At 63.6% G+C, this 25,190-nt stretch carries 20 protein-coding genes; 10 read left to right on the top strand and 10 right to left on the bottom strand.

Annotated elements, in window-relative coordinates; translation table 11 throughout:
- Nucleotides 1–160 precede the first annotated feature (160 nt).
- The 3 genes from EN861_RS01180 to EN861_RS01170 are packed head-to-tail and all read left to right on the top strand — an operon-like array spanning nt 161 to nt 3,059.
- Entirely contained in the window at nt 161–1,333 is a 1,173-nt protein-coding gene (locus EN861_RS01180; protein ID WP_135861907.1) for a glycosyltransferase family 4 protein, read from the top strand.
- Nucleotides 1,330–2,136: a WecB/TagA/CpsF family glycosyltransferase gene (locus EN861_RS01175; protein ID WP_127275898.1), complete on the top strand. Its 807-nt coding sequence runs from the start codon at nt 1,330–1,332 to the stop codon at nt 2,134–2,136. Before EN861_RS01180 ends, EN861_RS01175 begins: the two co-directional genes overlap by 4 nt.
- The gene (locus EN861_RS01170; protein WP_127275897.1) at nt 2,133–3,059 is read left to right on the top strand and encodes a DUF6492 family protein; all 927 of its coding nucleotides are present in this window, start codon (nt 2,133–2,135) and stop codon (nt 3,057–3,059) included. The genes EN861_RS01175 and EN861_RS01170 overlap by 4 nt, the downstream gene beginning before the upstream one ends.
- Before the next feature lie 6 nt (nt 3,060–3,065).
- Here the strand turns inward: EN861_RS01170 and EN861_RS01165 are convergent, their stop codons facing one another.
- The gene (locus EN861_RS01165) at nt 3,066–4,361 is read right to left on the bottom strand and encodes a lipopolysaccharide biosynthesis protein (RefSeq protein ID WP_127275896.1); all 1,296 of its coding nucleotides are present in this window, start codon (nt 4,359–4,361) and stop codon (nt 3,066–3,068) included.
- A gap of 200 nt (nt 4,362–4,561) precedes the next feature.
- Between EN861_RS01165 and EN861_RS01160 the strand changes: the two genes are divergently transcribed.
- From EN861_RS01160 to EN861_RS01145, 4 genes are all read left to right on the top strand, one after another.
- On the top strand, nt 4,562–7,153 hold the full coding sequence (locus EN861_RS01160) for a GumC family protein (RefSeq protein WP_135861905.1): 2,592 nt from the start codon (nt 4,562–4,564) through the stop codon (nt 7,151–7,153).
- Between the two features lie 183 nt (nt 7,154–7,336).
- On the top strand, nt 7,337–8,236 hold the full coding sequence (gene folD / locus EN861_RS01155; protein WP_127275894.1) for a bifunctional methylenetetrahydrofolate dehydrogenase/methenyltetrahydrofolate cyclohydrolase FolD: 900 nt from the start codon (nt 7,337–7,339) through the stop codon (nt 8,234–8,236).
- 28 nt (nt 8,237–8,264) lie between these two features.
- Entirely contained in the window at nt 8,265–9,263 is a 999-nt protein-coding gene (locus EN861_RS01150; RefSeq protein WP_032922464.1) for a GlxA family transcriptional regulator, read from the top strand.
- Nucleotides 9,264–9,371: 108 nt separating this feature from the next.
- The gene (locus EN861_RS01145) at nt 9,372–11,036 is read left to right on the top strand and encodes a VWA domain-containing protein (protein WP_127870849.1); all 1,665 of its coding nucleotides are present in this window, start codon (nt 9,372–9,374) and stop codon (nt 11,034–11,036) included.
- A gap of 66 nt (nt 11,037–11,102) precedes the next feature.
- Here the strand turns inward: EN861_RS01145 and edd are convergent, their stop codons facing one another.
- From edd to zwf, 3 genes are all read right to left on the bottom strand, one after another.
- Entirely contained in the window at nt 11,103–12,926 is a 1,824-nt protein-coding gene (edd, locus tag EN861_RS01140; protein WP_127275892.1) for a phosphogluconate dehydratase, read from the bottom strand.
- A 73-nt stretch (nt 12,927–12,999) separates the two neighbouring features.
- Nucleotides 13,000–13,716: a 6-phosphogluconolactonase gene (gene pgl / locus EN861_RS01135; protein ID WP_127275891.1), complete on the bottom strand. Its 717-nt coding sequence runs from the start codon at nt 13,714–13,716 to the stop codon at nt 13,000–13,002.
- Nucleotides 13,698–15,170 (bottom strand): glucose-6-phosphate dehydrogenase, encoded by a 1,473-nt coding sequence (gene zwf / locus EN861_RS01130; protein WP_127870852.1) that lies wholly within the window; start codon nt 15,168–15,170, stop codon nt 13,698–13,700. The genes pgl and zwf overlap by 19 nt, the downstream gene beginning before the upstream one ends.
- Nucleotides 15,171–15,480: 310 nt before the next feature.
- Here zwf and EN861_RS01125 point away from each other — a divergent pair, with 310 nt between their 5' ends.
- On the top strand, nt 15,481–16,227 hold the full coding sequence (locus EN861_RS01125) for an SDR family oxidoreductase (RefSeq protein WP_127870853.1): 747 nt from the start codon (nt 15,481–15,483) through the stop codon (nt 16,225–16,227).
- Between the two features lie 19 nt (nt 16,228–16,246).
- On the opposite strand, the gene EN861_RS01120 is transcribed toward EN861_RS01125, so the two are convergent.
- The 3 genes from EN861_RS01120 to EN861_RS01110 form a co-directional block, all read right to left on the bottom strand.
- A complete protein-coding gene (locus EN861_RS01120; RefSeq protein ID WP_135861903.1) occupies nt 16,247–17,128 on the bottom strand; it encodes an SH3 domain-containing protein in 882 nt (293 codons plus the stop codon).
- Nucleotides 17,129–17,513: 385 nt separating this feature from the next.
- A complete protein-coding gene (locus EN861_RS01115) occupies nt 17,514–18,800 on the bottom strand; it encodes an FAD-binding oxidoreductase (RefSeq protein ID WP_135861900.1) in 1,287 nt (428 codons plus the stop codon).
- A 6-nt stretch (nt 18,801–18,806) separates the two neighbouring features.
- On the bottom strand, nt 18,807–20,243 hold the full coding sequence (locus tag EN861_RS01110; protein ID WP_167531254.1) for a glutamine synthetase family protein: 1,437 nt from the start codon (nt 20,241–20,243) through the stop codon (nt 18,807–18,809).
- 148 nt (nt 20,244–20,391) lie between these two features.
- Between EN861_RS01110 and EN861_RS01105 the strand changes: the two genes are divergently transcribed.
- Entirely contained in the window at nt 20,392–21,108 is a 717-nt protein-coding gene (locus EN861_RS01105) for an HAD family hydrolase (RefSeq protein ID WP_127870856.1), read from the top strand.
- A gap of 73 nt (nt 21,109–21,181) precedes the next feature.
- Here EN861_RS01105 and EN861_RS01100 read toward each other — a convergent pair whose 3' ends face one another.
- From EN861_RS01100 to aceA, 3 genes are all read right to left on the bottom strand, one after another.
- On the bottom strand, nt 21,182–21,586 hold the full coding sequence (locus tag EN861_RS01100) for a response regulator (RefSeq protein ID WP_245511976.1): 405 nt from the start codon (nt 21,584–21,586) through the stop codon (nt 21,182–21,184).
- Nucleotides 21,587–21,864: 278 nt separating this feature from the next.
- The gene (locus tag EN861_RS01095; RefSeq protein ID WP_023766759.1) at nt 21,865–22,107 is read right to left on the bottom strand and encodes a hypothetical protein; all 243 of its coding nucleotides are present in this window, start codon (nt 22,105–22,107) and stop codon (nt 21,865–21,867) included.
- 61 nt (nt 22,108–22,168) lie between these two features.
- Entirely contained in the window at nt 22,169–23,458 is a 1,290-nt protein-coding gene (gene aceA, locus EN861_RS01090) for an isocitrate lyase (RefSeq protein WP_127870858.1), read from the bottom strand.
- 237 nt (nt 23,459–23,695) lie between these two features.
- Between aceA and EN861_RS01085 the strand changes: the two genes are divergently transcribed.
- Nucleotides 23,696–25,141 carry an XRE family transcriptional regulator gene (locus tag EN861_RS01085; RefSeq protein ID WP_127277026.1) on the top strand — a complete coding sequence of 482 codons (1,446 nt, stop codon included), beginning with the start codon at nt 23,696–23,698 and terminating at the stop codon, nt 25,139–25,141.
- Nucleotides 25,142–25,190: the final 49 nt, after the last annotated feature.

The following is a 25,190-nucleotide window of genomic DNA, read 5'->3' as shown; positions in this document are numbered from 1 at the left end:
CCGCGTCTTGAGTCGCGTTCTGGTAGCACCACGATGATAAGGTTTCGTTAATCACCTTGCACGGAGAGGCCCGCCAGGCATGGGCTTTGGGGCGTTGACCGTGCTCGTTTAATCAAGGGTTCACCGCGCTTTGCTACCGGCTACACCACAGGATAGTGAGATGCATCTGCTGTTCGCCACATCGATCGTGCCCGACGGTGCTCTCGCCTCGGGCTACGAGATCGCCAACGCCGCGATCATCGCCGCCTTGCGGCGCGCCGGCGCGCGCGTGACGGTCATCGGCTTCACCTGGCCCGGGAAAGCCGCGATAGATCCCGAAAACACGGTGGTGCTTGGTGCGATCGACGTGCGCACCGAAAGTGCTTCGCCGCTGCAAAAACTCTCCTGGGTCGGCAAGGCAATATTTTCGGGCCTCACCTTCGCGTCGGTCAAGTTGCGTGCGGTGTCCGACCACGACGTTCAGGCCGCGATCGAACGCGCCGGTCCATTCGATGGTTATGTGCTGAATTCCGTGCAGTTCGCCGGTGCTTTCGAAAAGCTCTTCGAAGGCCGGCCTTCGATCTTCGTCGCCCACAATGTCGAGCATCTCTCGGCCCGCGAGAATGCCGCTGCCGCCGGCGGCATTTTCCAGCGTCTGCTGTTCCGGCGCGAGGCAAGGCTGCTCAAGCTCGTCGAAGAGCGTCTCTGCCGCCGCGCGCGCTTCGTCTTCACGCTGGCCGAGGAGGATCGCGTGGCGCTCGGTGTCGCCTCGGATGAGCGTTCGGCGGTGCTGCCGCTGGTAACCGGCGACACGGCGCCGGTCCGGAAAGGGCGGCGCCCGATCGACTGCGACGCGGCGCTGATCGGCACCTGGACCTGGCAGCCAAACCGCATCGGCCTCGACTGGTTCCTGGGCAAGGTGGTGCCGCACCTGCGGCCTGGTTTCCGCATCCGCATCGCGGGCCACATGCCTGCCGGCGTCACCTCGACGCATCCGGGCGTCCAATTCGTCGGCCGCGTTCCGGATGCCCGGGCTTTCGTCTGTGGCGCGGCCGTCATCCCGCTGATCAGCACGGCGGGCAGCGGCGTACAGTTGAAGACCATTGAGACCTTCGAGCTTGGCCTGCCCTCGGTCGCCACCAGCCGTTCGCTGCGCGGCATCGACCACCGCCCCGCCAATTGCGTGGTCACCGACGATCCGGCCGGCTTCGCCCAGGCCCTGGAGGCTGCCGCGGCCGATATCGACGATGTCGATGGCACCACCTTCCATCGCCGGCAGGTCAAGGCGCTCGACGCCGCGGTTCGTGTCGGTCTCGAAAAAATCGGCGCCGTCCGGCGGGAGGTGCTTGCATGAACATGCACGCCACCCGCGCCGCGTTCGGGCTCGACAGTCTGAAAATGATCCTCGGCATCCCGGTGCTCGCCATCCGCTGGAACGATGCGATCGCCCTGCTCAATCGCCTGCTTGCCGAGAAGCGCTTCACCAAGGTCAGCTTCCTCAACGCTCACAATGCCAACATCGCCTATACCGACCCGGTCTTCGCCGAGGCGCTCGACGATTTCCTCATCCTGCCGGATGGCATCGGCGTCGATCTCGCCGCGAAGCTTCTCTACGGGGCGGCATTTCCCGACAATCTCAACGGCACCGATTTCGTGCCCGCATTCCTGCAGGCTTCCAAGCGGCCGCTGACCGTGGGGCTGCTCGGTGCGACGCGTGTCAACGCCGAGGCGGCGTCGCTGAAGCTGGCGGCGCTTGCCGTGCAGCACAGCTTCGTGGTCGTTCACGATGGCTATTTCTCCGCCGCGCAGGAGCCGGAGATCATCGGTCGGATCGCAAAATTGCGGCCTGACATGCTGCTCGTCGCGATGGGCGTGCCGCGCCAGGAACTGTGGATTGAACGCCACATCGACGAACGCCACTGCACGCTGCCGGTCGCGGTTGGCGCGCTGCTCGATTTCCTGAGCGGCTCGGTGCCGCGCGCGCCGCCATGGATGCGCCGCCTGAGGCTGGAATGGCTGTTCCGGCTGGCGGTCGAGCCCGGCCGGCTCTGGCGCCGCTATGTGGTCGGCAATCCGCTGTTCCTGTGGCGGGTCGTCAAGCAGAAATGGTCGCGGGGCGCCGAGACCGTCGGAGATGCTCCTGGAGAGTTTCGTTGAACAAGCGGTTCGTCCCAGACCCGTCGCCCGGTCCAGGCCTGTTGCCGAAGACGCCAACGGCGGCGGTGGTGACGGCAAGCTACGCCCCGGATTTCGAGCGCTGCCGCCTGCTGTGCGAAACGCTTGACCGCCATGTCTCGGGTGCTGCGCACCACTACATTCTGGTCGAACATCGCGACCTCGCGCTTTTCCGTCAGTTGGCGACCAGCCGCCGCTCGATCGTCGATGAGCGGGATCTCCTGCCGCGCTGGCTGCGCGCCTTCGACGATCCGTTCAGCCTGTTTCGCCGGCGCGTCTGGCTCAGCATGAAGACCCAGCCGCTGCGCGGCTGGCACGTGCAGCAACTGCGCCGTATCGCCATATCGGCGCACGCCAGGGAAGACGTGCTGATCTTCTGCGATTCCGACGTCGCTTTCCTGAAGGCGTTCGATTGCGGTGTCTTCTGGCGCGATGGCAGCGCGCGCCTGTTCCGCCGCGATGGCGTGCTCGCCGATGACGGCCATGACGAGCATCGCGTGTGGTCGCGCAATGCCGGCGCCGCACTCGGCATCGACCGGTCCCAGGCGTCGGTCCATGATTATATCTCGACGTTGATCGCCTGGCGCCGTGACACGGTGCTGGCCATGTGCGGCCGGATCGAAAAGGTCCATGGTCGCGACTGGGTCGAGGTCATCGGCTCGGCGCGCAAATTCTCCGAATGTATGATCTACGGCCGCTATGTCGATGATCTGCTGGACGGCGCCGGCCATTTCCACGGTTCGGAGGAATTCTGCCGTGTCCACTGGACGGGCGAGGCGTTGTCGGACGATGAGTTCCGCCGCTTCGTCGCCAGCATGGCGCCGGAGCAGGTGGCGATCGGCATGCAGTCCTTTATCGGCACGGATATCGGCCGCATCCGCCGCCTGATCGGGCTTGATCGCTGACTTGTCCTAGATTGCCTTCGCCGGTCGGCGCAGCGCCGAATAGGTCAGCAGCATCGACGCGAGATAGAGCAGCAGGAAGACGATGTTGAGCGACAGCACCAGATCAGATGTCTCGGTAATGGTGGTCAGCACATAGGTCAGCAGCAGCGCCTTGAGGGCGGCGAGCAGGCCCAGATTGAGCGCCCGCACCAGCGTCTGGCCGCGCGCGAACAGAAGCTCGGCCTGGTATTCGACCAGATTGCGCAGTCCCGGCACGCAGATCGCCAGCGCCACCAGGGGCGCGGCCTCGGAGACATTCCTGCCGAGCGCGTTGGGGAAGAAATGCAGCACGATGCCGAGCGCCGCCAGCGCCAGCGTCGAGACCGCGAACACACCGCCCTCGATGCCGCTCTTGACCGCCAGCCGTGAGAGGAGTTCGGGCGCGCGCATCATGCGCTGCACGAGCATCATCGAGAAGGTGCGGATGGGAATGGCCGTCAGGTCGACCAGGCGCATGATGATGGCATAGATGCCGGCCAGATGTGGTCCGCCGATCGCCAGCACCAGCAGCTTGTCGAACTCCATCTGCAGGTAGAACAGCACCTCCGCGCCGGCCACATAGATGGAATCGGCGAGCCGCCGCAGATAGAGCTCGACGCGCAGCCGCAGCCTCTGGCGCGGATAAAACCACCCAAACGCGAGCAGCAGCGAGGCGGCGTTGGCGCCGATGTAGAACCACGACCACACCCAGATGCCGTGCTGTGCCGAGACCATGAATAACACCGCACCAAGCGCCCGCAGTGCCGTGGCCAGGATCGCCAGTATGGCGGCGCGGCCGAATTTGCCCAGCCCGTTGTTGACGATCAGCGCCACTTCCACCGGTCGCCACAGCAGCGCCTCGGCGAAGACGATCGCCGTGAACACCGACAGCGGCACGGTGCCGGCGAAGAAGGTCAGGTAGACGCCGAACGAGGCGGCGGCCAAAAGCGGCAGCGAGGCGGCGCCGAGCACCAGGAAGCCGGCGGTGAAGGTGCCGATCAGATTGGGCCGGATGGTAGCGGTGCGATAGAGCGCCGAAATGAACCCGAAGGCGAGGATTCGCGACAGCATGACGCCGGCCGCCGAGGCAGTGGCGAACATGCCGAATTCGGCGATCGAGAGCGTATTGGCGAGTGCGATGAAATAAGCGAGTGAAAACACCAGTCGCCCGCCGGCACCGCTGATCGCCGAGAAATAGTCGCGCACCAGCCCGCGTCGTTCGGCCATGAAGGTGCCGATCCGCGCGAAGGTCCGCCTTTGCGGTATGTCGCTCGCCTCAGTCATAGGTCAAGGAAATGCATAGGCCGGAAAGTTTAACGCGCCGTTCTGAAGCTTTAGGTTGTGTTAGAAGTTCTTGCAATCAGGACGTGAATTCCTGCCACCGTCTTCCGGAAATTAACCTTTTGTTTCCTATGCCTGTTTAGCGTGGCTTAACGAATGGCCGACCGCCGCTCCCAAGCGGCCAAGAGTAAAGCTCCACGATAATGGTCGACAGGGAAAACCGTGAGGACTGGAAGCGCGAGCGCTCCTTGCTGGCGCTTGGCGACGCCGTGCGTGGCGAGGACGACGCTTCGCTGGTGTCGATAGGAGATCGCGCGAATCCTTCATGGCGCGAGGATGCCGCCACGCGCCATCGCCTGGCCCGTTCCCGGCGCGAGACCAAGGCGAGCCCGTCGCCGCTTGCCGTCGGTGACGCCGCGCCGTTCCCTCTTGACGGGGAGCAGCCGTTTGAAGCCGACGACGCCTGGCGCTCCCGGGCGGAGACCGGCGCCGGCGATCTTCCTCCCGACATGCCGCGCGCAAGGCCGGCGCCGGAAGAACCTTCAGGGACGGGTCGCGCTCGTGATGCAATCGGATCCCGCGCCACGGACGGAGCCGATACCTCCTCCGATGGCGGTGCGGACGGTCAGCAATGGAAGCCATTGATCGATCCGATACTGGTTGTTCGCGGCGTCGCCAGGTCGAAGCTGCTGATCGTCGCGACCACGATACTGGGCGCCGGGCTCGGCATTGCCATCGCCTTGTCGATGCCGAAGAAATACGAAGCCACGACCGAACTGATCATCGAGCCGGGCGACCTGAAGCTCTCCGATCGCGATCTCACGCAACCGGTGGGCCAGCCCGACGCCGCGTTGGCCGTCGTCGAAACCCGGATCAAGATGCTCACCTCGGGCACCGTTCTCGATCAGGTCGTCAAGAATCTCAATCTAGTCAACGATCCGGAGTTCAACGGCCAGGGTTCCGGCGGCCTTGGCGTCATGTCGCTTATCCGCTCGATTGTGTCACGCCACGATGGGCCGGGCGGTGTCGATGAGGTTCGCCGCCAGGCGCTGGCCGTTGGCAATCTGGCCAAGAGCCTGTCGGTCGAACGCACCGGCAAGACTTTTGTCATCTCCGTCAGCGCTGTAACCCAGAACGGCGAGAAGTCGGCGCTCATCGCCAATACGACGAGGACCGTCTTTCAGCAGGAGGCCGCCAAATACCAGTCCGACATGGCCGGACGCGCGACGAACGAATTGACGTCCAAGCTAGATGATCTGCGCAAGGGGGTCGAGGCGGCCGAGCGCAAGGTCGAGGATTTCAGGGCCACGCATGGTCTCGTCGACGCGCAAGGCCATCTGATCAGCGACGATCAGATGCTGAAGCTCAACGAGCAGCTCTCCGTCGCCCGCGCCCGCACGCTGGAACTCAATGCCCGGGCGGCGTCGGCGCGTTCGCTGGACGTCAATTCCGTTCTGACCGGCACGTTGCCGGAAGAAATCAACTCCAACACCATGAGCGATCTGCGCTCGCAATATGCGACGCTGAAGCAGGAGGCCGATCGTGCCGCGGTTCGGCTGGGGCCGCGCCATCCCGAACTCCAGGCTCTCGATGCCCAGATTGCCGGCGCGCGCGAGCGCATTGCCAATGAACTGCGCCGCATCGCCTCTTCGCTACAGGTCGACCTGAAGCGCGCGGTCCAGCTCGAACAGGACCTCGCGTCTCGGCTGGCTCAGGCCAAGGTCCAAAGCGGCGACGTCAACAGCGACCTGGTTGCCCTGCGCGAACTGGAGCGTGAGGCCACCGCCAAGCGTTCCGTCTACGAGCAATATCTTCTGCGCGCCAAGGAGACCGGTGAACAGACGGGCATCAACACGACCAACATCAACGTGATCACCTCCGCTCAAGCCCCACTTGAGCCAAATGGACCCTCGCGGGCCTTGGCGGCACTGGCCGGGCTGCTGCTTGGCTTTGGCGCGGGTGTTGGTCTCGGCGCCTTGCGCGGGACCTATGACAGCCTGCGCGAGACGGCAAGCTCGCGCTCACGCCGCGAGCGCAAGCTGGACGAACGCAAGTTGGATGAACAGAGGGCGCCTCTAGAGGCGCAGGCATTCCGGACGGAGCCTCCACCCGCTCCGCCAATGCCGACAGCGCCTGTAGCGCCGCCTCCCGCGCCACCGCCGCCGGCCACGAGGACCGAGGCCGCTTCCGCCGAAGGCTCCGGGAGGATCGGCGCACTCATGTCGAGACTGCGCAAGGCCATGTCCCGCAAACCCTCGGCCGAAGCCGACGGCGACATCTCCAGCGAGTTCGCCTTACCCGCCTTTGCCGACAACGGACGGCCGGCCAACGCTCCGATATTCCCTGGCTATCCGGAGCCCGGTTTCGGCCCTCGTGCGACGGCCGGCCGGGATTATTCGCAGTCACCTTTCCAGCCAGGCGCCGAGGCAGGATATGGGCGGCAAATGGCGTCGCCCTCGCGCTCGCCGCTGATGCCGCAACAGGCAATGTATCCGGCTCCGCCCTTGCCGTCCTCTCCCTATGCGCAGCCGATGGGCTATCCCCCGGCGCAGCCCCGGTCACAGGCGGGTCATCCCTATACGCAAGCGCTGGCGGAACCCTATGCGGCGCCGATGCCGTACCCGCCGCCGCCCGTCCCGACGCAGCCACCGGCCGATCCAGCCGCTCCCCATGCCAGGTCGGTCGAGGAGGGGGGCGAACAGTCATCGGTCGAAGAGATTCGCGCCAGCCTGCGTGAATTCCGCGAAGCGGTCCGCGAACTCACGGAAAACCGCACCCGTCGCCGCTACTTCTGAGCCACCAGATAGGGTGTGGAGGCCGAACAAAACCGTGCCGGTTTCACGTAAACGGCATGGAACGGCGCTTTGACGGGATTGCGAACTTGAATTTTCATGACAATGCCGCGCTGCAGATTGCCTGCGCCGCTGCATTGTGTTTTCCGAAGGCAGCGTTGAGCGGAACGATATTGAGGGTGGTCCATGGCCGAAATGATTGACGGAAAGAGCGTTGCCGAAGACGTGGTGCGATCGGTCAAGGCGCTGACCGCCGAGTTGGTCGCCAAGGGCAAGGCCAAGCCGGGTCTCGCCGTGGTCATCGTCGGCGAGGATCCGGCCAGCCAGGTCTATGTCGCTTCCAAATCCCGCACCGCCAAGGAATGCGGTTTTCATTCGCTCCAGCACACGCTGCCGGCCGAGACGTCCGAGGCGGCACTGCTCGAGCTCATCGCCGAACTCAACGCCGACCCGGCCATCAACGGCATCCTGGTCCAGCTGCCGCTGCCCGCCCATGTCGATGCCGGCAAGATCATCCAGGCCATCGCGCCGCAGAAGGATGTCGACGGCTTCCATTTCATCAATGTCGGCAAGCTCGGCACTGGTGAACTCGACACGGCCTTCGTGCCCTGCACGCCCGCCGGCTCGATGCTCCTGATCGAGCGCGTGCGCGGCAAGGACCTGTCCGGCCTCACCGCCGTCGTCGTCGGCCGCTCCAACATCGTCGGCAAGCCGATGGCCAATCTGCTGCTTGCCGCCAACTGCACCGTCACCATCGCTCACAGCCGCACCAAGGACCTGCCGGCGCTTGCCCGCACGGCCGACATCCTTGTCGCTGCGGTCGGCCGGCCGGAAATGATCAAGGGTGATTGGGTCAAGCCTGGCGCCACCGTCATCGATGTCGGCATCAACCGCATTCCCGCGCCCGAGAAGGGCGAGGGCAAGTCGCGTCTCGTCGGAGATGTCGCCTATGCCGAGGCGGCCAAGGCGGCGGGCGCGATCACCCCGGTGCCCGGCGGTGTCGGTCCGATGACCATTGCCATGCTGATGGCCAATACGTTAGCTTCGGCCTACCTTGCGGCCGGATTGAAGCGGCCTTCCTTCTGAGCCCGGGTTGACCCTGAAAGCCGCAGCTTTGCCGAATCCCACTATTTCCCCGGAACGGCCGGTCACGAATGATCCCGTTCAAGGTGGCCGGCAGTTCGCCTTCCTGCTGGTCGACAAGTTTTCCATGTTCTCGCTGGCGGCCGCGATCGACACGTTCCGGTCGGCGAACCGCCTGCTTGGACGCGATTTCTACGGCTGGACGACGGTCTCCGCCGATGGCGACCCGGTGATGGCCTCCAACGGCCTGCCGCTCAAGATCGACTACGCCGTCGCCGACCTGCCGCCGGTCGACATTCTTTTCGTTTCGGTCGGCCTGACGACGGAATTTCCGGGCAAGAGCAAGGTTCTGGCGGCCTTGCGCAGCTGGGGCCGGCGCGGCAACGCGCTTGGCGCCTTGTCGGTCGGGTCCTACCTGCTGGCCGAGGCCGGCCAGCTCGAAGGCTATCGCTGCACCATCCATTGGGAAAACCGCGCCGGCTTTGTCGAGCGCTTTCCCGATATCAACTGCACGGGCAATGTCTTTGAGATCGACCGCAAGCGCTACACCTGCGCCGGCGGCACCACCTCTATCGATCTGATGCTGGAGATCGTGCGTGGCGATTTCGGCTCCAACCTCGCCAATGGCGTCGCCAACCAGTTCCAGCACGAGCGCATCCGCTCAGCCGGAGACCGCCAGCGCGTCGGCCCGGAGCGTGACCTGACGGGCAAGTCGGAGAAGCTCAGGCGCATCGTCGAACTGATGGCCGACCATCTCGACGAGCCGCTGTCGGCGGTACAGCTTGCCAAGTCGGCGGGCCTTTCGGTGCGCCAGGTGGAGCGGCTGTTCCTGCGCCATCTCAACGTCACGCCCGGGCGCTACTATATGCGGCTGCGGCTGGAGCGGGCGCGTGAATTGCTGCGTCAGACCAACATGCCGATCCTCGACGTGGCGATCGCGACCGGCTTCACCTCGCATTCCTATTTTGCCCAGAGCTATCGGCTGCAATTTGGCCGCCCGCCCTCGGAAGAGCGCCGCACGACATACTGAGTGATTTGCCTGGTCGGGCATGCCGGCGCCATGCCTGCGGGCTTGTGTCCCGACGCCCCGTCAAATAGCTTTCACGTGCCGACGAGGGGGCTAACTCAGGAGATTTCGATGGCGGGACTTGCACGGAGCGTCGCTGCGGCGATCCTCCTTTTGTCGATGACGACATTCGGCTTTGCCGCCAACAAGGTCATCATCATCCTCGACGCGTCGGGATCGATGTGGGCGCAGATCGATGGCAAGCCCAAGCTGGAAATCGCCCGTGAATCACTGAGGACCGTGCTTCAATCGGTTCCCGCAGACGACGAGATCGGCTTTATGGCCTATGGCCATCGCGAGAAGGGCAGCTGCGACGACATCCAGCTCATCGTGCCGCCTCAGGCTGGCTCGGCAAGCGCCATCTCGGCAGCCGCCGACAGTATGAAATTCCTCGGCAAGACGCCGCTGACGGCAGCCGTCAAGCAGGCGGCCGAAGCGCTGAAATACACCGAGGACAAGGCGACGGTCGTCCTCATCACCGATGGGCTCGAAACCTGCGGCGGCGACCCCTGTGCGCTTGGCAAGGAACTCGAAGCCTCCGGCGTCGATTTCACCGCCGACGTCGTCGGCTTCGGCCTGACCGCCGACGAAGGCAAGCAGATTGCCTGCCTCGCCGACAGCACCGGCGGCAAATACATCCAGGCTTCCGACGAGAAGGCGCTGCAGGAAGCGCTGGTCGAGACCGTCGCAGCGCCGGCACCGGCGCCCGAGCCGGCACCGGCCCCCGCTCCGGCACCAGCGCCGGAGCCGGCCAAGCCCGAGTTCAATTTCATGCCGACCGTGGTGCTGGCCGAGGGCGGCGATCCCGTCACTGACGGCAATGCCTGGGAAGTTTACAAGGCCAAATCGGACGGCACGCGCGGCGACAACATCACCACCGAATACGGCAAGTACAAAGCCAATCTGGAACCCGGCGACTACGTCATCGTCGCGCGCGACGGCGAGGCCAAGGTGGAGCAGAAGATCAAGATCGAGGCAGGCCAGGTCTACAAGCCGCAGTTCACCTTGAATGCCGGCACGCTCATCCTGCATCCGCGTCCCAGCCAAGGTGCCGATGTGGCCAGCGGGGCGGCTGTCGTGATCGCCTATCCGGGGGCCGACAACCCCCCGACCTATTATGGAGACACGAAAGCCGTGTTGCCGGCCGGCGACCAGAAAGTGACCGTCACGATCGGACAGGGCGCGGTCACCGAAACGATCCCGCTCGCTGCCGGCCGGGTGATAGACAAGGACATCATCGTTGGCGTCGGCCATGTCGTTGCCAACGCCTATTATGCGGCCGGCGGCGACAAGGCCGATGGTTCAGGCGTCGGCTTCAAGGTGCTCAAGGCCAAGAAGAAGATCGATGGCACCCGCGACGAGGTCACGTATGCCTATGGCCCCGACAGCAAGTTCGATTTGCCGCCCGACGACTATGTGTTGATCGCGACGGTTGACCTCGCAGTCATGGAACAGCCTTTCAGCGTCAAGGTCGGCGAGTTCCAGGACCTCAAGGTCGCCATGAATGCCGGCGTGCTGGCAATCACGGCGCCCGGCACCTCCAAGATCGAGATTTTCGAGACCAGGAAGGACATCAATGGCAATCGCAAGTCGATCGGCTACGCCTATGACGAGAAGTATCAGGCCGCGATAGCGGCGGGCGATTACGCGGTGGTCTCGGAGAAGCCGGACAACAGCAAGAAGGAAGGCACCGTGACCGTGAAGGCTGGAGAGCGGGTTGAACTGACGGTGCAATAAGGATTGCGATTTCGACCCGAAAAAAGGGCGGCCATGAGCCGCCCTTTTCATGCCGCACATAACGCGTCAGGCGGTGCCGAAGGCGCTGGCGCCGTGGTCGGCGCGGCCCACCAATTGGCGGAAACCAGCGAACAGCTCGCGGCCGAAACCGAATTCATTGCCGATCAGGTCGGCCTCGGCCGTGCGGCGCAGCGCGAATTCGGTCCCTGGCACCAGCACCTCCAGCGTGCCGGCATCGGCGTCGAGGCGGATGATGTCGCCGTCATGGATCCGCGCGATCGGCCCGTCCTCGACCGCTTCCGGCGTCACATGGATCGCCGCCGGCACCTTGCCGGAAGCGCCCGACATGCGCCCGTCGGTGACCAGCGCGACACGCTGGCCGCGATCCTGCAGGATGCCGAGCACGGTGGTCAGCTTGTGCAGTTCCGGCATGCCGTTGGCCTTCGGCCCCTGGAAGCGGATGACGGCGATGAAATCACCGGTGAGCGTGCCGGCCTTGAAGGCGTCGTTCAGTCCCTGCTGGCTGTCGAACACCTTGGCCGGCGCCTCGATGAGACGTCGCTCCGGCTTGACGGCCGAAGTCTTGATGACCGCGTGGCCGAGATTGCCCGACAGCACTTTCAAGCCGCCGGTCGGCTGGAACGCCTTGTTGAACGGCGCCAGCACCTTTTCGTCGCCGCTGGCACGCGGTGACGCCTCGCGCACCACGCTGCCGTCGGCGCCGAGCTTTGCCTCGACCGCATATGGCCGCAGGCCTTCGCCCCACACCGTCTGCACATCCTCGTGCAGAACGCCTTCGTCGAGCAGCTCGCGGATCAGGAAGCCGAGCCCGCCCGCGGCATGGAAATGGTTCACGTCGGCCAGCCCGTTCGGATAGACCCGTGCCAGCAGCGGCACTGCCTCCGAAAGATCGGAAATATCCTGCCAGGTCAGCGCGATGCCGGCGGCCGCCGCCATGGCGATCAGGTGGATGGTGTGGTTGGTGGACCCGCCGGTGGCGTGCAGGCCGACGACGCCGTTGACGAACGAGCGTTCGTCGATCATCCGCCCGACAGGCGTATAGGCATTGCCAAGCGCGGTGATCGCCAGCGCCCGCTTCGTCGCCTCGCGGGTCAAGGCATCGCGCAACGGCGTGCCTGGATTGACGAAGGACGCACCCGGCGTGTGCAGGCCCATGATCTCCATCAGCATCTGGTTGGAATTGGCCGTGCCGTAGAAGGTGCAGGTGCCCGGCCCATGGTACGATTTGGACTCGGCTTCCAGCAGTTCGGCCCGTCCTGCCTTGCCCTCGGCATAGAGCTGGCGGACCTTGGCCTTCTCATCGTTGGGCAGGCCTGTCGTCATCGGGCCGGCCGGAATGAAAACCGCCGGCAGATGGCCGAAGGTGAGCGCGGCGATCACCAGTCCCGGCACGATCTTGTCACACACGCCGAGATAGACGGCGGCGTCGAACATGTTGTGCGACAGGCCGATCGCGGCCGCCATGGCGATCACGTCGCGCGAGAACAGCGACAGCTCCATGCCCGGCTGGCCTTGTGTCACGCCATCGCACATCGCCGGCACGCCGCCGGCGACCTGGGCGATGCCACCGGCCTCGCGCGCGGCCTCCTTGATCAAGGCCGGGAAGGCCTCGAAGGGCTGATGCGCCGACAGCATGTCGTTGTAGGAGGTGATGATGCCGAGATTGGGCACCTTGTCGGCGCCCAGCGCCAGCTTTTCCGAGGGGCTGCACACCGCAAAGCCGTGGGCAAGGTTGCCGCAGGACAGCACCGAACGGTTGGCGGTCTGGTTCGACGCTTCGGCGATACGACTGAGGTAGCGCTCGCGGCCCGGTTTGGAGCGCTGGCGAATCCGCTCGGTGATGGCTTCGATGTCGCGTCTTGCGGTCATGGCATCAGGTCCTTTCAGGCGAGGTCCCGGAAACATCCTCCCGCCGTTGCCGGGACCACTTGTAAACTTGAAGTCAGGGCGCCCAGAAAACCTCCACGGGCCTGGGCGATGCGTCGAGCACGGCGCGGATCGGCTTGCGCGGTCCGGGTGCGACAGCGTTGTCGAAGGCGATGCGCTTCTCCTCGCCCTCTATGTGCAAGGCGAGGAAACCCGCATCGATGATGCGGGCGAGCGTCAGGGTCAGCCGCGGCTCACCAGCGCTTTTGGCATGGACCGGCAGGATCATCCTGTCGGACGCCGGGTCGAGCAGCTTCGGCAGATCGTCGGCGTCGGGAAAGAACGAGGCGGTGTGGCCGTCCGGTCCCATGCCTAGCACCACGACATCGAGCGGCCAGGGCAGGGATCGCAATGCCGCATCATCGGAAGCCGCGGCATCCTCGATGCCTGATGCCTCGTGGTAGAGCGGAACGAAACGGGCCGCCCTGGCCGCGTTCTGCAGCAGGTTTGCGGCAACCAGTCCGGCATTGGATCGCGGCGAGGAGGCCGGCACGAAGCGTTCGTCGACCAGCGTCACGATCACCTTGTCCCAGGCGATCGGCGCCGTGGAGAGCGCGGCAAAGAACTTTGCCGGCGTCGTGCCGCCGGAGACAGCGAGCACCGCCGTGCCGCGCCGGTCGATCGCCCTCGTTAGGCGATCGGCCACCTTTGCAGCCAGCGCCGAGGCCAGTTGCGGACGGTCGGGAAAGGCATTCCAGTCGTAGCCGGCGCTGTTCAATTGCTCTCGTGCCATGTCCGCCCGTCACGTTCGATCAGCGCTATCGAGGCTGACGGCCCCCATGTGCCTGCCGTATAGCCCTGTGCTTCCTGCTTGGCGCCTTCCCAGGCATTCTGGATCGGGTCGATCCACTTCCAGGCGGCTTCCACCTCGTCGCGACGCATGAACAGGGTCTGGTTGCCACGGATGACATCCATGATCAGCCGCTCATAGGCGTCCGGCGCGCGACCGTCGAAAGACTGCGCGAAGCTCATGTCGAGCGAGATCTGGCGCAGCCGCATGCCGCCCGGGCCTGGATCCTTGATCATGATGAACTGCTTGACGCCTTCGTCCGGCTGCAGCCGGATGACCAACTGGTTGGCGAAGATCGGTCCTGCGCCGCTGTCGCCGAAGATCGAATGCGGGATCGGCTTGAACTCGATGACAATTTCCGAAACCCGGGTCGCCAGCCGCTTTCCGGTCCTGAGATAGAAGGGAACGCCGGCCCAGCGCCAGGTCCCGATCTCGGCCTTGATGGCGACGAAGGTCTCGGTGTTGCTGTCCTTGCCGAGCTCCTCGACATAACCTTTCACCGGTCCGCCGGCCGACGCACCGGCACGATACTGACCACGCACGGTGTGCTTGGGCGCCTCGTTGCCGTTGATGCGCTTCAGCGCCCGCAACACCTTCAGCTTCTCGTCGCGCACGGCGTCGGCGTCCATCGACGACGGCGCCTCCATGGCGACGAGGCAAAGCAGCTGCAGCATGTGGTTCTGCACCATGTCGCGCAGCGCACCGGCCTTGTCATAATAGGTGACGCGATCTTCCAGGCCGACGGTCTCGGCGACGGTGATCTGCACGTGGTCGATATGGGCGGAATTCCACAGCGGCTCGTAGAGCGCATTGGCAAAGCGCAGCGCCATCAGGTTCTGCACCGTCTCCTTGCCGAGATAGTGGTCGATGCGGAAGATCTGGCTTTCGTGGAAGTCGTCGCCGACCAGGTCGTTGAGCGCCCGCGCCGAGGCGAGGTCGCGGCCGATCGGCTTCTCCAGCACGATGCGCGAATTCGGCGTGATCAGATTGTGCTCTTTGAGCTTGTGCGAGATATCGCCGAACAGCGCCGGCGCCACGGCCAGGTAGAAGGCGCGGATGTGATCGCTTTCGCCGATCGCCTTTTTCAGCTTGTCGAAGCCGGCGCCGCTCGTCGCATCGGCCGGGACGTAGGAAAGCCGTGCCAGGAAGGTCTTCAACTCCTTGGCATCGATATCGGCCGGCTTGACGTGGTCCGAAATGGCCTGCTTGGCGAAGGCCCGGAACTCCTCGTCGCTCATCTTCGAGCGCGACGTGCCGATGATGCGCGTCGGCTCCGAGAACTGATGGTCGCGCTGGCGGTAGTAGAGCGACGGCAGCAGCTTGCGCTCCGACAGGTCGCCGGTACCACCGAAGATAATGAAGTCGAAAGGGTCGACGGGGATGATCTGGCTGGTCATTGTCTGTCCGCTTTGACGCCGGTCGCGAGTACGCGGCTGATATATTCTAATCGATTTAAATTTTCCAGTGCCATGGTGTCACATCGAGGACCAATCGCTGGATATTGATTGGATCCACCTGTGCGCTTGACACTGGCGCCGCCGGGAGGCTTGTCGTGAACGAAGACTCCGGAAGCTTTCGCAGTTGCAGCATAGAACGTGAATGTGACGAAAGCTAAGGGAGAAATCGGGCTGTATCCCGTCGCGGCACCGGCCGGGCTGTCAGCTCTTTCGTGCAGGCTGCGCGATGAACCCAAGGAGCGGTAGACGCATGCGTCTGGAAAACAAGGTCGCCATTATCACCGGTGCGGCATCCGGCTTCGGCGAAGGCATGGCCAAGCGCTTTGCGCAAGAGGGCGCCAGGGTCGTCGTTGCCGATCTCAACGCCAAGGGGGCGGAACGTGTCGCTGGCGAGATCGGCGCGGCGGCGATCTGGACGCAGACCGATGTTTCGTTGCGCTCCGAGTTCGACGAGATGGTCTATGCGGCCAAAAGCGCCTTCGGCCGCATCGACATCATGGTCAACAATGCCGGGTTCACCCATCGCAACGGCGATATGCTCAAGGTCGACGAGGAAACCTTCGACCTGATCACCTCAGTCAACATGAAGGCGATCTATCACGCCGCCCTTGCCGTCATACCGATCATGGAGCGGCAGGGCGGCGGCGTCATCCTGACCACGGCGTCCACCGCGGGCCTGCGGCCACGGCCTGGCCTCACCTGGTACAATGCCTCGAAGGGCTGGGCGATCACCGCCACCAAATCGATGGCAGTGGAACTCGCGCCCAAAAATATCCGCGTCAACTGCCTCTGCCCGGTCGCCGGCGAGACCGGCATGCTGGAGAAATTCATGGGCGCCGATACGCCCGAAATCCGCGAGACATTCCGCGCCTCGATTCCGCTCGGCCGGCTGTCGACCCCGCTCGATATCGCCAATGCGGCTCTATGGCTGGCCTCGGACGAGGCCGCCTTCATCACCGGCGTGGCGCTGGAAGTCGATGGCGGGCGCTGCATCTGAATGCGGCGATCGTCGGATATTACGCGTCGGGCTTGACGTAGCTCTTGTACACCCAGCCGTGCTTGCCGTTGTAGACGATCTCGCACCACTGCTTGCAGCCCATCAGTTGCACTGAAGTCCGGGCAGGCACCGTGCCCATGGAGGCTGCGCCCTTCTTCGGAGCACTGCGCATGGTGACAGTCCTGAGAATACGGCCGCTGCCCGCCGCAGCCACCTTGCGCGGCTTCGCCTTGGCTGCGTTATCTTCGCCTTGTGCATTTGCAGGTTTTTGTTCCGGTACTTGCGGCTGCGTCTCCGGAATGCCGGCGGTCTGCGCGCCATCGGGATTGCTGCTTGTCGCAGGCGGGTTCGGCGCTGCGACCTTGGCAAGCTCGTCGGTGGCATCGGTATCGGTAGACGATTGGGCGAATGCCGCTGTTTTGTCAGGCAACGGCTCGGGCTGCTTGGCTATCTGGCTGGGGGCAGCCGCTTGATCGGGATCAGCTGCCGCGGCGGCAGCCTTTGGCTGTGCCCCGGTCCAGCGGGGATCATTGGCCGCAAGCGCTTGTATGTTGCCCGCCGCCGCTGCCATGATCGGTGACACCTGGCTGGACTTGCGCTCCGCCTGCGGTGTCACGGCAGCTGCGGTGACCGTAGTCCCCGAAGGGGAAACTTTCGTCGTCTTCACTGGAATGGCCGGAATGCTCTGCTCGGGGCTGGCGGCCGCTTGCCTCTCGCTGGTCGGCAATGCCAGCCAGAGTGCAACCGCGGCAACGCCAAGCAGTGCGGCGGTGCCGACCGCGGCAATGACCAGGTGCGAGTTCGAACGGACACCCTGCCAGAATGACGGGCGCATGTCATAGCCGAACTGCATGGCAAAGCGCCGACGTTCCGGAGCACCGAAACTGAAGGGCTCTCTCACTCTTGCCACCTCCATAAGCGGGCCGGTGTTCTTTCGATCAAATCTCGCAAATCATGCGTTCGATCAGCATCGGTCCCAAAACGCGGGCAGGCCCGCAACAATCCCCGAACAATCGCCCAGATGCGGACCTTTCGTCCGCGATTGTGGCATCAGTACGCCATTACCGAGGATTCTGCGCCTTCGCCGGCAATTCCGCAATGTGTCGCCCGGGCAACAAATGTTACATGGATATTACAATATTACATGAGATCGTGATCGCATCAGATGACGGCGATCCGATCCCTGCCTGAAGCACGTCGCCTCGAACCGGACTTATAACAACGCACTTTAGATCTGTTTTGATGCTCGTCGTTCGTCCTGGGCGAGGGCACTTTTGCGCGACGCATTAAATCCTGTCGCGCAGCGCGAACCAGTTGAGCGCCAGGAAAAGCAGCGGCGCTCGGAACCGGCGGCCGCCAGGAAAGGGCGGAATTTTCAGGTCCTCGATCAGCTTCAGCCGGTCGCGGTTACCTGTGACGGTTTCGGCATAGAGTTTGCCGAAGAAGTTGGACAGCATCACGCCGTGACCCGAATAGCCGCCGGCCGAGATCACATTCGGCATCACTTCGCGCACGAACGGCTTTCTCGGCACCGTGATGCCGACATAACCGCCCCAGCCATGGGTGATCTCGACATCGCTCAGCGCCGGATAGAGCTCTGCGATCTGACGGCGAATATGGATGTGGATATCCTTTGGATCGTTGACGCCATAGACCTCGCGTCCGCCGAACAGCAGCCGGCCATCCCGGGATTTGCGGAAATAGCGCACGACGAAACGGGAATCGTCGACCGATTCGCCCCCTGGCAGCACTTTCGACTCCGACCCCAGCGGCACGGTCGCGCCGATGAAGGATCCTATCGGCATGATGTGCGCGGCACTCACCGGCTCGAGCGTTCCGCCATAGGCATTGACCGCGATCAGGCATTTCTCCGCCGTCACCGTACCTCTGGGCGTGGAAACCCTGACCTTGCCGCCGGCGGAGATGATGCCGGTTGATGGCGTCGCTTCGAACAGGTGCGCGCCGGCTTGTGCCGCTACCCGCGCCGTGCCGATCACCAGTTTCATCGGATGGATATGGCCGGTGCCGGTGTCGCGCGTGCCGCCGAAATAGGCGCTCGAACCCAGCCGCTCCGCGGTCTCCTTCGCATCCATGAATGAGATGTGCGGGTAGGAGAAACGGCCGGCCATGATTTCGGCATGCGCCTTGTAGTCGTCGACATAGCGCGGCTTGTGCGCAACCGAAAGCTGACCCGGTATGTAGTCGATATCGATCTGGTTGATGGCGGCGAATTCGAGCAGGTGGGCTTTGGCCTCTTCGGCAAGATCGAACAGCGCCTTGGCGCGGGAAAGGCCATATTCGGCCTCGAGATCCTCCGCCCAGGCGCGTTGGCCGGTGCCGAGCTGGCCGCCATTGCGCCCGGAAGCGCCGTCGCCGAAGCGATGCGCCTCGATCAGCACCACGTCCGCTCCGGCCTTGGCCAAATGAATCGCTGCCGACAGGCCGGTAAAGCCGCCACCGATGATGACGACATCGCAGGTCCGGTCGCCATCGAGCACCGGATATTCAGGCCGTGGGCCGGCCGTGTCCTCATACCAGGAGCGGCCAGGAGAAATTGGGGATTGATAGTTCATGACTGGTCAGACGTTGAGCAACAAATACTCCCTCTCCCACGGACTGATCACTTCCATGAACGTTTCGAATTCCGCACGTTTGATCGCCGCATAGGTGGCGGCGAAGGACTTGCCCAGCAACGCGCAGAGTTCCTCGTCGCCTTCGAACAGGTCGACCGCTTCGAGCAGGCTGCGCGGCAGGTCGATCTCGTCGGCGTTGGCGGTCGTCAGCACCGGTGGCTCGGCCTTGATCTTCCTGGTGATGCCGATCAGCCCGCAGGCGAGCGAGGCTGCAAGTGCCAGGTAGGGATTGGCGTCGGAGGACGGAATGCGGTTCTCGACGCGCCGCGCCGCGGGGTCCGAACGCGGCACGCGGAACGCCGTGGTGCGGTTGTCGTAGCCCCATTTGTTGTTTACGGGAGCCGATGCCGCCTGCGTCAGCCGCCGGTAGGAATTGACGTAGGGCGCGAACATCACCAACGCGTTCGGCACGTGCTTCTGCATGCCGCCGATGAAATGGAAAAAATCCTCGGTTTCGGAACCATCCTCGGCCGAAAAGATGTTCCTGCCCGTCTTCTTGTCGATGATCGACTGGTGGATATGCATGGCCGAGCCCGGTTGGCCCTGGATCGGCTTGGCCATGAAGGTCGCGTAGATCTCGTGCTTGAGAGCCGCCTCACGGATGGTGCGCTTGAACATGAACACCTGGTCGGCAAGTTCGACCGGGTCGCCATGGCGCAGATTGATCTCGAGCTGGCCGGCGCCCTCTTCGTGGATGAGCGTGTCGATCTCCAGCCCCTGGCTTTCGGAGAAATGGTAGATGTCGTCGATCAGTTCGTCGAACTCGTTGACGCCGGCGATCGAATAGCCGGCGCCGCCGCCGATCGCGCGCCCGGAGCGGCCGACGGGCGGGGTCAACGGATAGTCCGGGTCTGGATTCTTGCGCACGAGGTAGAACTCGATCTCGGGCGCGACGACCGGCTTCAACCCAAGTCTGTCGTAGGCGGCAATGACGCGCTTCAGCACATTGCGCGGCGTGAACTCGACCGAACGGCCATCCTGGTGGACGAGGTCGCAGATGACGGCCGCCGTCGGGTCTTCTTCCCATGGCACCACTGTCAGCGTCGACAGGTCCGGCATCAGCTTGAGGTCGCCGTCGTCTTCCGGATAGTGGAAGCCGTTGCCGTCCTCTGGATAGCCGCCGGAAATCGTCGTCATGAAGACGGCCGAGGGCAGCGCCAGTGAGGTGTTGGAGGTGAATTTCTTCGACGGCATCATCTTGCCGCGCGCCACGCCGGCCTGATCAGGCGTGATGCATTCGATATCCTCGATGCCGCGCCATTCCAGCCAATCGCTGACTTCCTTCCAGTTCTTCACACCACGCAGGTTTTTCACAAAGGCAGGCGTGCGCGCCCGTCCTCCGCGGCTCGACGGACGGACTTCCTTTTTTGCAGGCGGCATCATTCACCAGATTGGGTTGCGGATTTCGGAGTATAGCCGTGCCGCGTGATGGAAGGGAAGGGGAGCCGCCGCCGGCAATTGCCGGTGCAGGTTGAAAACCGCCTGCCGGTCGGCTTAGGTTTGGCCCCTTCCCGCAATCGAGAAGCCGGCGATGCGAACCAGCAGCGAACTGACCACGATCGGCTTTGATGCCGACGACACGCTTTGGCAGAACGAACAATTCTTCCGCACGACAGAAAAGCGCTTTGCCGCCATGCTGGCCGATCATGGCGAGGAAAAGCAGATATCGGCGCGGCTGTTGGAGGCCGAGAGGCGCAACCTTGCGATCTATGGTTTCGGGATCAAGGGATTTACGCTCTCGATGATCGAAACGGCGATCGAGGTCACCGACGGGCGCGTACCGGCTTCGGTCATAGCGGAGATTCTGGACGCCGGCCGCGAGATGCTGCGCCATCCGATCGAGCCGTTGCCGCATGCACGCGAGACGGTCGAGAAACTCGCCGGCACCTTCCGCCTCGTCCTGATCACCAAGGGCGATCTGTTTGATCAGGAGCGCAAGCTGGTCGGCTCCGGTCTGGGCGACCTGTTCGACGCCGTCGAGATCGTCAGCGACAAGACCGCCGCGACTTATGCGCGCCTTTTCAACCGCCATGGCGATGGTCCTGCAAGGAGCATGATGGTCGGCAATTCGCTGAAGTCGGACGTGGTGCCCGCCATCGAGGCCGGAGGCTGGGGTGTCCATGTGCCACACGAACTGACCTGGGTGCTCGAACACGTCGAGGCGCCAGTTGCCGAGCCGCGTTTCCGCCAGATATCGGATCTCGGCCAATTGCCGGAACTGATAGAAAGCATCGCGAAGCCGGGCTGATCGCGACTTCGATTATTTGCTTTTTGCATAATTCCGGAGGGAAAAACCGCTGCACGACTTTCCCGCAATTGCCTCAGCGGCTGATCAGACGATCGATCACCGGTTGCAGCCGTTCGGGCGTGATCGGCTTGGCCACCACCGCATCGATGATATTCGCCAGGCCAAGGCTCTCCGGCGTGCCGTTCTTGGTTGAAAGCAGGATCACGGGAGGAAGCGATTTGCCCGAGGCCCGGCGCAATTTTTCGATGCCGGGCATCAGGTTGTCGCAATCCTTGTTGTCGGGGCCGCCGTCGAGCACAATCGCTCCCGGCACCAGCGTTCGCAAGGTTTTCGCCGCGATATCAGGCGGTTCCGAGATTGGTCTGAGCCCGGATCGCTCGACGATCTTCGATACCACGACCCGGTTGATCGGCGACTTCCCGACGACAAGCACCCGGGAGAGATCGTGGATCGTCTCGGTACTTGAATCCCGGGTCACCAGATTCACATGTTTTGCGGTCTCGCCGTCTCGTTTCACGGGGCACCCAAGTCGGCCAAGGAGTTCGCCCCTATTTCAATGCAGAGTTGAATCTGGGCGACAATTGGCGTGAGATCGGACCCTATGTCAAGTTGAAATAAAAGAACCGGATGGCACTCTCCACAACAGTGGATTCAAGCAACAGTACTGTACTGCTCTGTCCATGGCTTGGTTACGTAAAAATAAAATTCACCTGCGCATACATTGCGCAGGTGAAGGGTCGCCTGGACCATTTCCGATCAGCTGTGGCTCTGCTGCGTGACGATCACCGGGATCAGCAGATCGCCCCAATTGCCGTCGCCGCCATGGTGCCTTGCAGAGCGCACGAGCTCCACCGAGACGCCCGCCTCGACGGCCTTCATCACCGACTGGTTCAGCCTGTGCAGATCGTTAGCCAGCATGCGGATCGTCGCCTGCTGGTCGACGCTCATCGTGGTCGATTGCTCTTCCGCCCGTTCCTTGACACGGCTTATCGATGCCATTGGTCTTCTCCTATGTCCTTGCCCTCTCGGGCGTTCCTCTGTTGGTCGTCTTTTTGCGAACTCACTCCGCTGCCGGCTTGAACTGCGCGTGCTCGGTCGATTCATGCATGGCGGTGGTCGATGACCGGCCCCCGGTGATCGCCATCGAGACGGCGTCGAAATAGCCGGTGCCGACCTCCCGCTGGTGCTTGGTCGCGGTATAGCCATTGGCTTCCGCGGCGAATTCCGCTTCCTGCAACTCGGAATAGGCCGCCATCTGCCGCGCCTTGTAGCCGCGGGCGAGTTCGAACATGCCGTAGTTGAGCTGGTGGAAGCCGGCCAGCGTGATGAACTGGAACTTGTAGCCCATGGCGCCCAGTTCCCGCTGGAACTTGGCGATCGTGGCGTCGTCGAGATTCTTCTTCCAGTTGAACGACGGCGAGCAATTATAGGCGAGCAGCTTGCCCGGATGGTGCCTGCGCACACCCTCGGCGAATTTCTTGGCCTGCGCCAGGTCGGGCTTCGAGGTCTCGCACCAGATCAGGTCGGCGTGGGGCGCGTAGGCAATGGCCCGTGCGATGCAAGGCTCGATGCCGTTCCTGACCTGGTAGAAGCCTTCCACCGTGCGGCCGGCATCATAGTCGACGAAGGGCTGGTCGCGCTCATCGATATCGGAGGTGAGCAGCTTTGCCGCCTCCGCGTCGGTGCGTGCCACGACCAGTGTGGGTGTGCCCATCACGTCGGCCGCGAGCCGCGCCGCGTTGAGGTTGCGGATGTGCGCTGCGGTCGGGATCAGCACCTTGCCACCGAGATGGCCGCACTTTTTCTCCGATGCCAGTTGGTCCTCATAGTGGACGCCGGCGGCGCCCGCCTCGATGAATGCCTTCATGATCTCGAAGGCATTGAGCGGACCGCCGAAGCCGGCTTCGGCGTCGGCAACGATCGGTGCGAACCAGGTCTCGACAGAAAGCCCCTTGCCCTCGGAGGTCTCGATCTGGTCGGCGCGCTGCAGCGTGCGGTTGATGCGCTTGACCAGTTCGGGCGCCGCATTGGCCGGATAGAGCGACTGGTCGGGATACATTGCCGAGGCGGTGTTCGCGTCGGCGGCAACCTGCCAGCCCGACAGATAGATCGCCTTCAGTCCGGCGCGCACCTGCTGCATCGCCTGGTTGCCGGACATGGCGCCCAATGCGTTGACGAAGTCGTCCTCGTGGATGAGTTTCCACAGCCGGTTGGCCCCCATTTCGGCAAGGCTCTGCCTGATCTGCACCGAACCGCGCAGCCGCTTCACGTCCTCCGGCGAATAAGGGCGTTCAATGCCGTCGAAGCGACCTTCAGGCGCCGAGGGAACGAGGTTGTAAAAATCAGTCATTGGTCACTCCGGAGGGTTCTGTATGATGTCTGCGCGCCAATTTGTTGGGGGCGCTTCTATGTGACTGAATTTACATTTCGGCGCGAGATGAGCCAGAAAAATTATTAAAACCGGTCGGATATAAGAGAAAATCTGTGTTGTGTTTGACAGGAAGGCACTGTAAATTTGTCAATCCTGTAAAGGAAAGCGGCTTTGGGATTGCGGCGGATCTCGTGTAAATCTTGTCAAGGATAGTCGATGGCTGATCAGAAGATTTTCGCCGGGCCGCGTATTCGCCGCATCCGCAGCGCCAAAGGCCTGACCCAGACGGCGATGGCCGAGGGGCTCGGCATCTCGCCGTCCTACCTCAATCTGATCGAGCGCAACCAGCGGCCGCTGACGGTGCAACTGATCCTGAAGCTGGCCTCCGTCTACAAGGTCGATCCGCATGAGCTGCAGGGCGAGGCGAGGGGCTCGGTCGCTGCCCTGAAGGAGGTGTTCTCCGATCCGTTGCTTGTCGGCGAACTGCCGGGAGACCAGGAACTGATCGAGCTTGCCGAGGCGGCGCCCAATGCCTCCGCCGCGGTGATAAAACTGTTCCGCGCCTATCGCGAGCAGGCCGAGCGGCTGTCCGACCTCAACGAGCTTCTGGCGCGCGAAGGGCGGGCGACCGCGCTCTCCGGCGCCCGCCTGCCGATCGACGAGGTGCACGAGATTTTCGAGCGGCGACCGAACCATTTTTCCTCACTCGAGGAAGAGGCCGAGGCGTTCACCTCGGTGCTTGATCCCGGTGACGACCTGTCTGGCGCCTTGAAGGCATGGCTGAAGCGCGAATACGGCATCGTGGTCAAGGTTCTGCCGGTCGCCACCATGCCGAACTGGCGCCGTCGCTACGACCGCCATTCGCAGCGCCTGTTCCTTTCCGAGCGCCTGTCGCCTTTCGACCAGTTGCGTGAAGTCGCGATGGAGGCCTGCCTGATCCGCATGACGGTCGCGGTCGCCGGCGAGATTCAGGCGCTGAGACTGGCCACGGACGAGGCGCGCCGCCTTGCCCGCTTCGAACTCGGCCGCTATGCCGCCCATGCGCTGATGATGCCCTATCAGCCCTTTCACGCGGCGGCTATTCGCTCACGTTACGACATCGACGTCCTGCGCTCGCGCTTTGGCGTTTCCTTCGAGCAAGCGGCAAACCGGCTGACCATGCTGCAGCGGCCAGGGGCTTCTGGCGTGCCCTTCTTCATGCTGGAGGTCGACAATGCCGGAAACCGCTTTCGCAAGGCCGGCAGCCAGGGGTTTCCGCAAAGCCGGTTTGGCGGCGGCTGTCCCAAGCTGCCCGTGCATGTCGCCTTCACCCAGCCCGGCCAGATCTTCGTCGAGGCGGTGGAAATGCCCGACGGCGCCGAGTTCCTATGCATGGCCCGCACCCTGGAGGGGCCGCAAGGAGCGTTCTCCGAACGCCCGCGCCGCACGGCACTGCTGCTCGGCTGCGACATCGGCTTTCGCGACGACATGGTCTATGGTGCGGCCCTGCCCGGCACGGCAGTCGGTGCAAAGGTAGGGGCGGGCATCGCGGCGACGCCAGTCGGCCCGGCCTGCCGGCTTTGCGAGCGTGTCGGCTGCCTGGCGCGCGCAGAGCCGCCGGTGACCAGACCGCTCGGCCTCGACGAGATGGTGACCGGCCTGAGCGCGTTCGATTTCCAGTAACGCTGCAGCAAAGGTGCCACAATCGTCGCCGGTCTCTGGATCACCCGCG

Source organism: Mesorhizobium sp. M8A.F.Ca.ET.218.01.1.1, from assembly GCF_004791165.1.
GTDB lineage: Bacteria > Pseudomonadota > Alphaproteobacteria > Rhizobiales > Rhizobiaceae > Mesorhizobium.
The sequence above is the reverse complement of the archived record's forward strand: the minus strand, read 5'-3'. Positions and strand labels throughout refer to the sequence as shown.

What these genes read in the sequence shown, in the direction of transcription:
- zwf (WP_127870852.1), bottom strand. Translation starts at nt 15,170, where the DNA reads ATGACCAGCCAGATCATCCCCGTCGACCCTTTCGACTTCATTATCTTC.
- EN861_RS01115 (WP_135861900.1), bottom strand. Translation starts at nt 18,800, where the DNA reads ATGAACTATCAATCCCCAATTTCTCCTGGCCGCTCCTGGTATGAGGAC.
- EN861_RS01145 (WP_127870849.1), top strand. Translation starts at nt 9,372, where the DNA reads ATGGCGGGACTTGCACGGAGCGTCGCTGCGGCGATCCTCCTTTTGTCG.
- EN861_RS01085 (WP_127277026.1), top strand. Translation starts at nt 23,696, where the DNA reads ATGGCTGATCAGAAGATTTTCGCCGGGCCGCGTATTCGCCGCATCCGC.
- folD (WP_127275894.1), top strand. Translation starts at nt 7,337, where the DNA reads ATGGCCGAAATGATTGACGGAAAGAGCGTTGCCGAAGACGTGGTGCGA.
- EN861_RS01125 (WP_127870853.1), top strand. Translation starts at nt 15,481, where the DNA reads ATGCGTCTGGAAAACAAGGTCGCCATTATCACCGGTGCGGCATCCGGC.
- EN861_RS01105 (WP_127870856.1), top strand. Translation starts at nt 20,392, where the DNA reads ATGCGAACCAGCAGCGAACTGACCACGATCGGCTTTGATGCCGACGAC.
- EN861_RS01180 (WP_135861907.1), top strand. Translation starts at nt 161, where the DNA reads ATGCATCTGCTGTTCGCCACATCGATCGTGCCCGACGGTGCTCTCGCC.
- edd (WP_127275892.1), bottom strand. Translation starts at nt 12,926, where the DNA reads ATGACCGCAAGACGCGACATCGAAGCCATCACCGAGCGGATTCGCCAG.
- EN861_RS01165 (WP_127275896.1), bottom strand. Translation starts at nt 4,361, where the DNA reads ATGACTGAGGCGAGCGACATACCGCAAAGGCGGACCTTCGCGCGGATC.
- EN861_RS01095 (WP_023766759.1), bottom strand. Translation starts at nt 22,107, where the DNA reads ATGGCATCGATAAGCCGTGTCAAGGAACGGGCGGAAGAGCAATCGACC.
- pgl (WP_127275891.1), bottom strand. Translation starts at nt 13,716, where the DNA reads ATGGCACGAGAGCAATTGAACAGCGCCGGCTACGACTGGAATGCCTTT.
- EN861_RS01110 (WP_167531254.1), bottom strand. Translation starts at nt 20,243, where the DNA reads ATGATGCCGCCTGCAAAAAAGGAAGTCCGTCCGTCGAGCCGCGGAGGA.
- aceA (WP_127870858.1), bottom strand. Translation starts at nt 23,458, where the DNA reads ATGACTGATTTTTACAACCTCGTTCCCTCGGCGCCTGAAGGTCGCTTC.
- EN861_RS01160 (WP_135861905.1), top strand. Translation starts at nt 4,562, where the DNA reads ATGGTCGACAGGGAAAACCGTGAGGACTGGAAGCGCGAGCGCTCCTTG.
- EN861_RS01175 (WP_127275898.1), top strand. Translation starts at nt 1,330, where the DNA reads ATGAACATGCACGCCACCCGCGCCGCGTTCGGGCTCGACAGTCTGAAA.